Below are 10,010 nucleotides of genomic sequence, written 5' to 3'. Positions count from 1 at the left end.
CCCCGACCGCCGCCCCGGGGCGGTACTCGGAATTTCCGAGTCCCGCCCCGGGGCGCCGTCGTACGGTGACGAGGCATCCTCCGGAGCGGAGCCCGGAGCGGTGAACCGTTGCGCATCGTCCTCTTCGAACCGCCGCTGTCGTTCCCACACCGGGCCGCGCTCGCGGCCCTCCGCCGGTAACTGCGTCGCCACGCCGCTCCCCGCACCGGCACGCCCCGCCCGAGGGCTCGACGCGACCATCAATTCGGTTGCCGTAGCGAGCCGTTCGCCCGTCTACTGGTCCCCCGTGACCGCCATCACCGACCAGATGCGCCGCACCTTCCGCACCGACGGCTACCTCGTCGTCCCCGGCGTGCTCGACGCCCGGCAGCTCGCCGACGCCCGGGCCGACACTGCCGCCCTGCTCGACGCGGAGCCCGCACCCGCCGGGCACACCGGCCCCGACTTCCGCTGGCCCCGGTTCGGCCCGCAGGGCCACCCCCTGCTCGACCTCTACCACCGGGCCGGCCTCGGCGAGCTCGGCGCCCAGCTCCTGCGCCCTGATCTCCCCCTCCAGGAGCCGGACTTCGCCCAGCTCGCCACCACCGTCCCACCATGGCCGCAGCGCCCCGGCGGCCCCCACGTGGACGGCCTCACCCCGGGCGAACCCAGCGGCCGCCCGGGCACCTTCTCCCTCCTCGCCGGCCTCTGGCTCACCGACCACCAGGCACCCGACCGCGGCAACCTGTGGGTCTGGCCGGGCACCCACCTGCGGTTCGGCGCCTACCTCGCCGAGCGCGGCGCCGACGCCCTCACCCGGATCGACGAGTTGGGCCCCGGCCCCTACCCGCGCATCGACCTCGGCGAGCCCGTCCAGCTGACCGGCCCGGCCGGCAGCGCCCTCTTCGCCCACTACCTGCTCGCCCACAACATCGGCAACCACGACGGCAGGTCGGGCGACCCGCGCCGCGAGACGGTCTACTACCGCCTGCACGCCACCGGCCACCGGGCCCGCTGGCGTGCGGCGGTGACCGACCCGCTGCTGGAGTTCCGCCCGGTGCCCGACCGCTGACGGAGCCCGCCGGGACGGCTCGCCCCACCAGGGTCGGGGGGAACCGAGCTCCGAACCGCCGCGTCACACCAGCGACCTCGCCCGACCTCGCCCGACCTCGCCCGACCTCGCCCGACCTCGCCCGACCTCGCCCGACCTCGCCCGACCTCGCCCGACCTCGGGCGAACTCGCCCGCCCTGGAGCCGACATGCGCCCGCCGCTTCGCCTCGCCGTCCTCGCGCTCGCCGCCCTCGCCGTCGCGGGCTGCGGCAGCAACGCCACGGTCGTCAGCCAGCAACCGCCCACGGCCCCGCTCAGCCCGACCTCTCCCCCCTCGGACGCCGCCCCGCAGAGTCCGGGCCCGGGCGCCTGCCCGACCGAGGCCCAGTGGCAGCAGGCCCGGCCGACCACGCCCCCGACCAGCTTCGGCGGGACACCCGCGAACACGCCCGAGGCCCAGGAACTGTCCCAGGCGGTCGGCGAGCAGGGCCGGCAGGCCTTCGCCGACGTGTACGGCTCGCAGATCACCGACTACCCGGTCGGCCGCGTCGCCCTCTGCGTCACCGACCTGACCCGGGGCCAGGCCCTCGCCGCGGCCGCCAAGAAGGCCGATCCGAAGATCGACCTCACCCGCCTCGACCTCTACCGCTGCCGGTACTCCCACCGCACCCTGAGCGATGCCACCGACCGGGTCGCCGCCCTTGGCCCGACGGTGCTCGGCTTCCCGCTCTACACCTTCGCGGCCACCACCGACGCCTCGGGCATCCAGATCACCACCACCGCCCAGGGAGCGGCCTCCCAAGCCCTGCACGACCGCCTGACGCAGGCGGCGGGCAACGGCATCCCGGTCACCGTGGTCCAGGGCGAGGCCGCGGTCGCGGGGTGACGGCGCACGTCAATCGGTCTCGAACTCCACCAGGTGGGCGACCTCGCTCCCGTACGCATCGAGGCACGGGTAGATGCTGCCGCCCTCACCGTGGTCCAGCACGGCTAGGACACTAGTCCCGCTCTCCTCGTCCGACAGCAGGTGCCAGCCGTCCCGGAACGCACCCGGGGCGGACTCCCCCACCGGCTGCAGGGCATCGGGCCGGTACTGTCCGCAGGCGTCCTCGAACACCGGCAGCAGACCGCGGTCCCGCCCGTGTTCCGCACGCCGCCGAAGCTCCTGCCCGGCCAGCCTCACGAGACCGCCCACCAGGGCGTCGTCGCCGTCCGCGCCACTCAGGCAGACCGCACCGCAATGCGTCAGCACACCCCCGGCATACTCGCCGCGCTCCACCGGCAGTGCCCCGCCGAACCACAGCAGCACGCCGAGAGCCACCGGCTCCGCTCCCGGCGCCGCATCCACCACCACGTACACCCGGTGGCTGCCCGCCGGCACCTCCAGCACGTCCGCCTCGCCCGACGTGGGGTCGAACACGCTCGCCGTGCCCGACGGCACCGCCAGCTCGCCCACCGAGTGGAACCTCAAAGGGCCGTGCTGCTCGGTGATCGGCAGCTCGTCCGCAAGATGCTCGAACAGTGCTTTGGCGACGTGCATCCGAGTGTTCCTCTCTCCGCAGGCCCTGGAAGACGGCCCGCCGTGGGCTGACAGCCTCTCAGCAGCCACCGACAGGACCGACATCCGGAAGAGCGGCGGACGGGCGGGATCGCCTTCCGGGCCTCACGCTACGGGGGGCAGTGACGGCAGTGACGGCAGCACCGGCAATGACCAGGCCTGCCTGACGCGCTGAAGCGTGGCGCGGGCCATCGCGTCGGCCGTTCCGGTCTCGCGTTGGGCTCTGGCCAGCACGGCGAAGGAGCCGGGGACCGTCGGGTCGGAGGCGAGGACGATCTGGTCCCTGGTGAGATCCGCGGTGAATATCCTCAGCACGGTGTCCAGGTGGTAGGCACGGTTGGCCAGGGTCGCGGCCATCCGCGCGCCCTCCGCCGTGGCGGCGGCGCGCTCGTGGATCAGGTTCCCCACCTCACTGAGCCCGCCGTGCTCGGCGACGACCTCCGCGCGGAAGAGCTGGAGGAGCCCGGCAGGGTCCTCCGGACCGCCGGCCGCATTGGCGATCCGGGCCAGTTCGCGTTCCACCACCAGCTTGCCGGCTATCTCGGCCAGCGGGCGGGGCCGGTCCGGCGCGATGTACGAGACCGCCGCACGGGCCGTGCGCAGCAGATCGCGCGGCATCCCGCCGGACAGGCAGTAGAACAGCGCGGTGAAGGGAACCGGAAGCCCGATGACCCGAGGGGCCAGCAGCCGCTCGGCCGTGGTCTGATCGAGGGGGTTGACCCGGACGACTTCGTCGATCGCGCTGTCGAAGGCGTCCCGTCGGCCGACCGGCGCCAGTTCCGCCTCCCGCAAAGCCTCGTCGGAGACCGACAGCACGAACAGGCACCCCGGCACGTCGAACACGGCCTTGAGCTCGTTGAGGAAGGTGCTCGCCGCAGCGGTCGGCTCGATCCGGTCGAGTTCGTCGATCCCGATCACCAACCGCTGACCGCTGCCCAGCACCTGCGCCGTCTCGCCGAGGAACCCCTTGAGCCGGTCGACGGTCTCCGGGTAGGTCCGCGGCTGCTGCGCGAGCTCCGTCCCCCGCCTCGCCGCCACTCCCCAGCTCCGCCAACCGGCGCTGACCGTCGCCTCGGCGGAACGGGTCTGCTGGTAGCGGATCCAGCGCAGGTGCTTCTCTGCCGCCTGCGCCGTGGCGAGACGCTGACGCACCACCTCGTGGCAGAGCTTGGCGAACAGCAGGAGCATGAACTCCTGCCGGTCGTAGAGGACCGGTGCCGACATCATGATGCTGAGCCTCGGGGACGCTCCCGCCGGATCGTTCGGGAAGCAGAACGCGTGCAGCAGCTGCGACTTGCCCACTCCACGCGGTCCGGACAGCGCGATGCTGCCGTTGTCCATCCCGGCGCTGATCGTGAGCAGTTGCTCGTCGGCCCCGGTCGGCACGTGGCGGCGGCCGACCCTGAACTCCCGCAGGCCGGGGGCGTCACTGATGCTGAGCAGCGTGGCGTACCGGGCCTCGGTGCGTTCGCTGATCTGCTCCCGGACGAAGCCCAGCAGGACCTGGCGGAGCACCTCCCGCCAGTCGGCGGCCAACCGCTCGACGTCAACACCGGCGCCGGCACCGAACTGCCTGAGGTCCGCCGAATCGACCAGCCACAACAAGCCCGCCACACCCGCGAAGAGCCCCAACGAGACGAGGAGGATCCACCCTTCGAGCAGGTTGCCGTCGTTCTTCCCGAGCGGCTGGTGGTGCGCGAGCTGCCAGGCGACCTCCGGTGCAAAACCGGAAAGGATGACCGCACAGAAGAACGCCACGACACCGTAGGTGATCACCCCAGTGATCAGCACCTGGAAGTCCAGGGACGTCGCGTTGCCGGCCCGTACGCCGGGAGACAGGTAGTGGCAGGCCCACCAGGTGACGAAGCCCGCGACCCCGCCGAAGATCGCCAAGGTCAGGACGACCCCGATGCCCTGGAACACGGCAGTCTCGATCGATACGGGCTGGTGCTTCGTCAGGGAGTCCTTGAGGGCCTGGTCCCAACCGCCCACCACCGCTGCCGCGAGTACCTGCAGCCCGACCACCACGCAGGCGGCCAACAACAGCACCCCGAGCCGACCCTCCCTCCGCTGCTGGGCGAGTGCCTGCTGGTAGGACGCCTCCGAATCCTGAGCCTGCCTCAGGAGATCGGCCTGCTCATTCTGTGCAGCCCGCCGCAGTTCCGCCGCACTCGGGCCGCCGCTGCTCGTACTCGTGACCACTTCGGGCTCGTCGAGCACCCGGGACAGTACCTCCGCGAACAGCTCTTCCCGTCTCACGAACGCCCCCTCCACCACCGTCCCCCGCCCCTGCGCCACGGAAGGACCGCAACCCCACCGCCGCAGGGGCACCTGGGAAGGCCCCGCAGATGCACGGCCCTCCTCCCCACATCCCACCAACGAAAACCGGCCGCCCACCCACCCCCGGCGAACCTCACCCTGCCCACACCGGCGCACCACCGGCGCACTGGTGAAGCGGTGGTGGCCCGGCACAGCTGCCCGTGCCCGCCTGATGAGCAGGCGCACCTGGAAGGAACGCACGCGCCTGTGAGTCCCCCTGATTATGCGACCCCTACTGGATGCTCCAGCGATGCGGATGCGCAGGATCCGCAGAACAGGCGAAGACGTTGAGCTCGCCCCCGCGACCCACAGTCACCTTGGTCGGGCCGGCGTACGGATGCGGCGGCAGGCCCTGCTCCTCCAGGGGTGTCCAACTGCCGCTCCCGCCGTCCCACTCCGAACTGTCGATGGTCAGCAGCAGGTGCATCGGTGTCGCACAGGTCGGGCAGTCCACGGCGTCCGGGTCGGTGGTGTGCCAGGAGGCGAAGCCCCCGACGCGCCAGCCCGGTGGGATGGACAGATCGTGCTGGTAAGCCACCGGTTCCGCGTCCTCCTCGTCCTCGGACTGCTCGGCCTCCTCCAGGGCTTCCTCCCAGGCGTCGATCCGAGAACCCAGGTCCGCCGGGAGCAGGCCGGCGAACGGATAGGTCATCACTCGCTCCGGATTGAGAACGCACGGTTCCGGAACGTACCCTTCGAACCCGACGACCTGCGGCTGCGGCGGCGCCGCCAACACCTCGGCCACCTCCCAGGACCTGCGCCACCGGAGATCGAGCAGCATTCCGGTACCGCTCGGGCCGTGCGCGTCGAACGGGCACCAGAACACCTGGAGCAGATCGCAGTCGCCCGGCCCGGTCGGCAAATCGGGGATGTCCCTGCGGTACAGCTGCGCAAGGCCGATCAGCGGGAGCGGGCTCGCGGCCACCACCGCCTCGATGCGGTGTCGACGTTCGAGCTCCTTCAGCAGGTGCCGTTCGTCGTCTGTCGGGCCCGGCTCCGCTTCCCGGCGCGATGCAGCGGCGAGGAGCTGACGGTGCTGGTGGACGTCCGTCAGCCGGCGGCCACGTCCATGAGCGTGAGGCTCCGGGCAGACAGGCCACGGTTCGTCCATCGGCCACAGGACCGGGCCGCCCACCGAACTCTCCGCCACGTCCGGTCGCCCAGGGCGCGGGTGGAGCCGGGTGGTCGTGCCCCGGTAGGCCTTCAGCTCCGGAAACAGCGCTTCGACGTCGAGCGGGCGCGGCGGTGTGGTCCTCGACATGCACGCGACCCTACGGCCTTGGGAGCCCTGGCGCCGCCCGCGGCCGGGGCGGTGGGCGAGCACAGCCTTCTCCGACCAGAACGTCCCCGGCCGATCCCCGTGCATCGCTTCGAAGGTCCCGCCGATGAGGTAGAAGGGCGACATGGACACTGCCGTACTTCAACAGATGCTGGACGAGACCTTCGATCACGCTGTCGTGCACCACGGATACACCGACTACATGCGCGACTACGAGGTCATCGTCTACGCAACGGCTGATCCCCGTACCGGCATCGCACCCTCCCACCTGCGGTATCTCTTCAGGTACTGCGTGGCGGCGCGCTGTGAGACGTCAGTGCGACCGGAGACCTGGCGGGAATCCCTGGACGACCGGCTCATCGACCACGAAACGGGCGTCGACCTCGACGGATACGTCTGGGGTGTGAAGTGGCACGGCCTGTACCCGGGAGCCACGCTTCTCCCGGAATCGGAGGCGACCCAACGGTGGTCGACGGCCCTCGGGATCGACTTCCACGAGGTGCGCATCGAGACCAACGCGCACAACCTGACCCTGCTGTTCTCCGACCTTCAGGTGAGCGAGGTGCAGGTGGGATATGCACCGTTCGTCGTGGACTGACGGCCCGGGCCCAGGTGATCCTGCAGCCGTTCCTCCCGCCGAACGGCTGCGATATTCAGTCGCCCCTACCGCCCCCGGCTGCCTACTCTCTTCCTACGCACACGCGTTGAGCGCTGGGACGCAAGCGGGGCTGTAACCCCTGCTCCTTCGGGATGGCGAGGTTCGATTCCTCGGCGACGCACTGGTCTGTAGCTCAATTGGTAGAGCATCCGTCTCCAAAGCGGAGTGTTGCGGGTTCGATTCCTGCCAGGCCAGCCAGTGGGCGCACGCGACCCGTGCGCCCGACCTCGGCGTCGTACCCCAACGGTAGAGGGAGTCGGTTCAGGACCGGCGCAGTGTGCGTTCGAATCGCACCGACGCTACGCACGGCGCTGTGGCCCAATTGGCAGAGGCGGCGGTCTGAGGGACCGCAGGGTGCAGGTTCGACTCCTGTCAGCGCCACCACCCGAGTCGACCGGTCCGGGCCCCGCCGGCGAGGACGCCCGGGGGCCCGCACCGACCCGACGCGCCCACCCCGAGTTCCGGGGTGGGCGCAGGTGCGATCCGACCTGAAGAACCGACGAACCCTCAGAACCAGTGCAGGCAGTGCGGAGCACGCTCCGCCCGGAAGAGGCCGTCGGCCAGCACGGCCGCGTCCGGGCGGTGCGCGCGGATGTGGCCGGCCCGGACGAGCGTGCTGGGCGCCGTGCCGCCGAGGTAGATCGAGCCGAGGTCCCGCACGTCCAACGACAGGTCGGGGTCCCGGTCCGTGGGGACGCAGTCGGCCTTGCCGTCCCGGACCGTCAGGAGCCAGCGGTGGCGCTCGCCGAGGAACGGGTCGTCGACGTCGAGGACGAGCTCGCCGTCGGTGAACCACCCGCGCGCGGTCAGCGCCCGCGGCACGTCCAGCAGCCGCACCCAGAGCCAGTCGGAGTCGCTGCTCACCTCCGCGGCACGGAAGTCCGCCAACTGCCAGCGCAGCGGGTGTCCGGGCGCGAAGTGCTTGAACGCGACCTTCGTGGCGAGGTCGTGGCCGAGCAGGAACCGGACCAGGGCCGTGGTGACGGCATCGTCGGTGGTGATGGTCTCGTCGACGGTCAGGGTGCCGTCGCTGAGCGAGTAACTGGCGTACCCGTCCGGGACACCGTCGGCGTCCCGGTGGACGGCGACATAGCGCGGCGCGGGGGCGATCGGGGGTTGCCCCGCGCCGCGGGCCCACCAGCGCGGCGGCCGGGACAGGGCGCCGGGCTGGTTGCGCCGGTACCGGTCGTAGACCTCTTCCAGGATCTCGCCGCACTCGGCGCGCCGCAGCACCTCGACCGAGCCGGCATCCGGACCGGTCGCCGAGCCGTCGACCGCTCCCCGCACCCGGGGCGGGGTGAGGGCGGCCTGAGGGCGGGCCACCGTGATCCGTCCCGTGTAGGTCGCCGGCCCGTAGCCGAACCGTCCGTAGATCAGCGCCTCGGAGGCCAGCAGGACGGAGAGGAACTCCCCGCGCGCCCGAAGCTCGGTGAGTTGGTGCCGCATCATCGCGGTGAGCACGCCTCGGCGCCGGTGCGTGGGCAGCACGCCGACAGCGGTGATCCCGGAGGTCGGGGCCAGGATCGCGCCGGGCAGGGTGAGTTCGAAGGAGTACGCGCCGGCGGTTCCGACGGGCCGTCCGTCCGCGGTCACCGCCAGCAGCCCCCGGTCCATCTCGAGCGCCGACCACCAGACGCCGCTGCCGTCCTCGTTCGGGGTTTCCGGGTGGAGCGCGAACGCGGCATGAAGTGTGCCGACGAAGAGGTCGAGGTCCTGGTCGGTGGTGGGACGGATGTCCATCGGTGGTGTTGCCTCCCCTTGGTGTCGGGCACCACTTCTGGTCGTGCCCGACCCACAGTGCAGCGGTGACTCGCGACCGGGTCAACCGGATTTCGCCGGGCCCGGAGCCGACCGGGTCGGACTCCGGCCGCCGCGGACCACGCCGAACGGCGCAGGTCGGCGCGCCGCGATGACATTCCGTCAGGTAACCGTTTGAGCATCTGCCACTGGAACTCGGCCGCAGGGTTGACACCTCGCCAGATCAACCCTACGTTTCTTGTCAGTTAACCGGTTAAGTCGGCGGCCTCGGCCGACACCGGATGACCCGTGCCACCCCACCCGCACGCGTCACCCGCCAGGCCGCCGCTCGCCAGGACGACGACGGCGGCCTGCGCCCTCACGGAAGGACCTCCTCCGATGCGCACCCGCGCCGCCCTGACCACCCTCCTCGGTGTCGTCGCCGCCCTGGCCGTCACCGTCACCACCGCACCGACAGCCTCTGCCACCGACATGGCGTCGAACGGCTACCCGTACTGCGTCAACGCCAGTTCTGCTGACGCCAACGGCGACGGCTGGGGCTGGGAGAACAACCAGTCCTGCATCGTCCGGGGTGGGAAGGCCGACCCCGGTCCCGCCGCCGCGGCCACGGCGCCGAACGGCTACCCGTACTGCGTCAACGCCAGTTCGGCCGACGCCAACGGCGACGGCTGGGGCTGGGAGAACAACCACTCCTGCGTCGTCCGCGGCGGCAAGGCCGACACCGGCTCCAGCAGCGGCAGTTCGAGCGGCTCCGGCAGCACGGCCTGCCCGTCGGGGATGACCTGCGGCTCCTACACCGTCAGCGGCCTGGGCAGCCGCAAGGGCCAGGTGGCGGCGGCCGGCGGCAACACGCTGGACCTCGCAGTCGCGATGCTGGAGACCGACACCATGACCGCCACCTACGCCTACGGCGACAACAAGTCCGGCGACGCCGCCAACTTCGGCATCTTCAAGCAGAACTGGATGATGCTCAGGGCAGCCTGCAGTCAGTTCTCGGGACAGTCGGCCGATCAGTACAACAACGGTGCGGCGCTCAACGGCAACCTCGGCCAGGACGTCTCCTGCCTGCACCAGAGCCAGGGCCACTACGGCCTCTCCGCCTGGTTCGCCGGACACCGCGACGGCTCCTCCGGCCTGGCCGACCCCAACACCGCCGACATCACCAACTACCGGACCGCCGTGTACTGGATCAAGGCCCAACTCGACGCCAACTCCGCCAACCTGAGCAACGACACCCGCTTCTGGGTGCAGGTGCCCGCCATCTGACGCTCAACCGTCCCCCGCGCCCCGGGGACTCCGCGTCCCCGGGGCGCTGCAGCCGTCGGCCAGGTCCTCTCTTTCGGATCTTGTCGGATCAGCGCGCGGTGGTGGGCGCCCGGCTGGGCGTGCCGGCGGATCGTCCTCGTAC

General features: G+C 71.4%; 8 protein-coding genes and 3 tRNA genes. 7 read left to right on the top strand and 4 right to left on the bottom strand.

Annotated elements, in window-relative coordinates; all coding sequences use genetic code 11:
- The first annotated feature begins 286 nt into the window (after positions 1-286).
- Together ACFW1A_RS33440 and ACFW1A_RS33435 are read left to right on the top strand one after the other, a co-directional pair.
- Positions 287-1,051, top strand: coding sequence for a phytanoyl-CoA dioxygenase family protein (locus ACFW1A_RS33440; RefSeq protein WP_380415706.1), 765 nt, complete (start codon positions 287-289; stop codon positions 1,049-1,051).
- A gap of 187 nt (positions 1,052-1,238) precedes the next feature.
- Positions 1,239-1,916, top strand: coding sequence for a hypothetical protein (locus tag ACFW1A_RS33435; RefSeq protein WP_380415704.1), 678 nt, complete (start codon positions 1,239-1,241; stop codon positions 1,914-1,916).
- A gap of 9 nt (positions 1,917-1,925) precedes the next feature.
- On the opposite strand, the gene ACFW1A_RS33430 is transcribed toward ACFW1A_RS33435, so the two are convergent.
- The 3 genes from ACFW1A_RS33430 to ACFW1A_RS33420 all read right to left on the bottom strand — a co-directional run bounded on the left by ACFW1A_RS33430 (position 1,926) and on the right by ACFW1A_RS33420 (position 6,168).
- Complete coding sequence (locus ACFW1A_RS33430; protein WP_380415702.1) at positions 1,926-2,570, bottom strand: hypothetical protein; 645 nt, start codon at positions 2,568-2,570, stop codon at positions 1,926-1,928.
- Between the two features lie 123 nt (positions 2,571-2,693).
- Positions 2,694-4,808 (bottom strand): P-loop NTPase fold protein, encoded by a 2,115-nt coding sequence (locus ACFW1A_RS33425; RefSeq protein WP_380415699.1) that lies wholly within the window; start codon positions 4,806-4,808, stop codon positions 2,694-2,696.
- A gap of 331 nt (positions 4,809-5,139) precedes the next feature.
- Positions 5,140-6,168, bottom strand: coding sequence for a hypothetical protein (locus ACFW1A_RS33420; protein ID WP_380415708.1), 1,029 nt, complete (start codon positions 6,166-6,168; stop codon positions 5,140-5,142).
- Positions 6,169-6,310: 142 nt separating this feature from the next.
- On the opposite strand from ACFW1A_RS33420, the gene ACFW1A_RS33415 reads away from it, so the two are divergent.
- The 4 genes from ACFW1A_RS33415 to ACFW1A_RS33400 all read left to right on the top strand — a co-directional run bounded on the left by ACFW1A_RS33415 (position 6,311) and on the right by ACFW1A_RS33400 (position 7,228).
- Complete coding sequence (locus tag ACFW1A_RS33415) at positions 6,311-6,784, top strand: hypothetical protein (protein ID WP_380415697.1); 474 nt, start codon at positions 6,311-6,313, stop codon at positions 6,782-6,784.
- 182 nt (positions 6,785-6,966) lie between these two features.
- Positions 6,967-7,042: transfer RNA gene (locus ACFW1A_RS33410), tRNA-Trp, on the top strand.
- Positions 7,043-7,073: 31 nt separating this feature from the next.
- A tRNA-Leu gene (locus ACFW1A_RS33405) sits at positions 7,074-7,146 on the top strand.
- A gap of 5 nt (positions 7,147-7,151) precedes the next feature.
- Positions 7,152-7,228, top strand: a tRNA-Leu gene (locus ACFW1A_RS33400).
- A gap of 123 nt (positions 7,229-7,351) precedes the next feature.
- On the opposite strand, the gene ACFW1A_RS33395 is transcribed toward ACFW1A_RS33400, so the two are convergent.
- The gene (locus ACFW1A_RS33395) at positions 7,352-8,584 is read right to left on the bottom strand and encodes a GNAT family N-acetyltransferase (protein ID WP_380415694.1); all 1,233 of its coding nucleotides are present in this window, start codon (positions 8,582-8,584) and stop codon (positions 7,352-7,354) included.
- Between the two features lie 396 nt (positions 8,585-8,980).
- Between ACFW1A_RS33395 and ACFW1A_RS33390 the strand changes: the two genes are divergently transcribed.
- The gene (locus ACFW1A_RS33390) at positions 8,981-9,868 is read left to right on the top strand and encodes a carbohydrate-binding domain-containing protein (protein ID WP_380415688.1); all 888 of its coding nucleotides are present in this window, start codon (positions 8,981-8,983) and stop codon (positions 9,866-9,868) included.
- Positions 9,869-10,010: the final 142 nt, after the last annotated feature.

Source organism: Kitasatospora sp. NPDC058965 (genome assembly GCF_042741245.1).
In the GTDB taxonomy this organism is placed as follows: Bacteria; Actinomycetota; Actinomycetes; order Streptomycetales; family Streptomycetaceae; genus Kitasatospora.
The sequence above is the reverse complement of the archived record's forward strand: the minus strand, read 5'-3'. Positions and strand labels throughout refer to the sequence as shown.

Coding starts and splice junctions, on each gene's coding strand:
- ACFW1A_RS33435 (WP_380415704.1), top strand. CDS start 1,239: ATGCGCCCGCCGCTTCGCCTCGCCGTCCTCGCGCTCGCCGCCCTCGCC.
- ACFW1A_RS33430 (WP_380415702.1), bottom strand. CDS start 2,570: ATGCACGTCGCCAAAGCACTGTTCGAGCATCTTGCGGACGAGCTGCCG.
- ACFW1A_RS33420 (WP_380415708.1), bottom strand. CDS start 6,168: ATGTCGAGGACCACACCGCCGCGCCCGCTCGACGTCGAAGCGCTGTTT.
- ACFW1A_RS33415 (WP_380415697.1), top strand. CDS start 6,311: ATGGACACTGCCGTACTTCAACAGATGCTGGACGAGACCTTCGATCAC.
- ACFW1A_RS33395 (WP_380415694.1), bottom strand. CDS start 8,584: ATGGACATCCGTCCCACCACCGACCAGGACCTCGACCTCTTCGTCGGC.
- ACFW1A_RS33390 (WP_380415688.1), top strand. CDS start 8,981: ATGCGCACCCGCGCCGCCCTGACCACCCTCCTCGGTGTCGTCGCCGCC.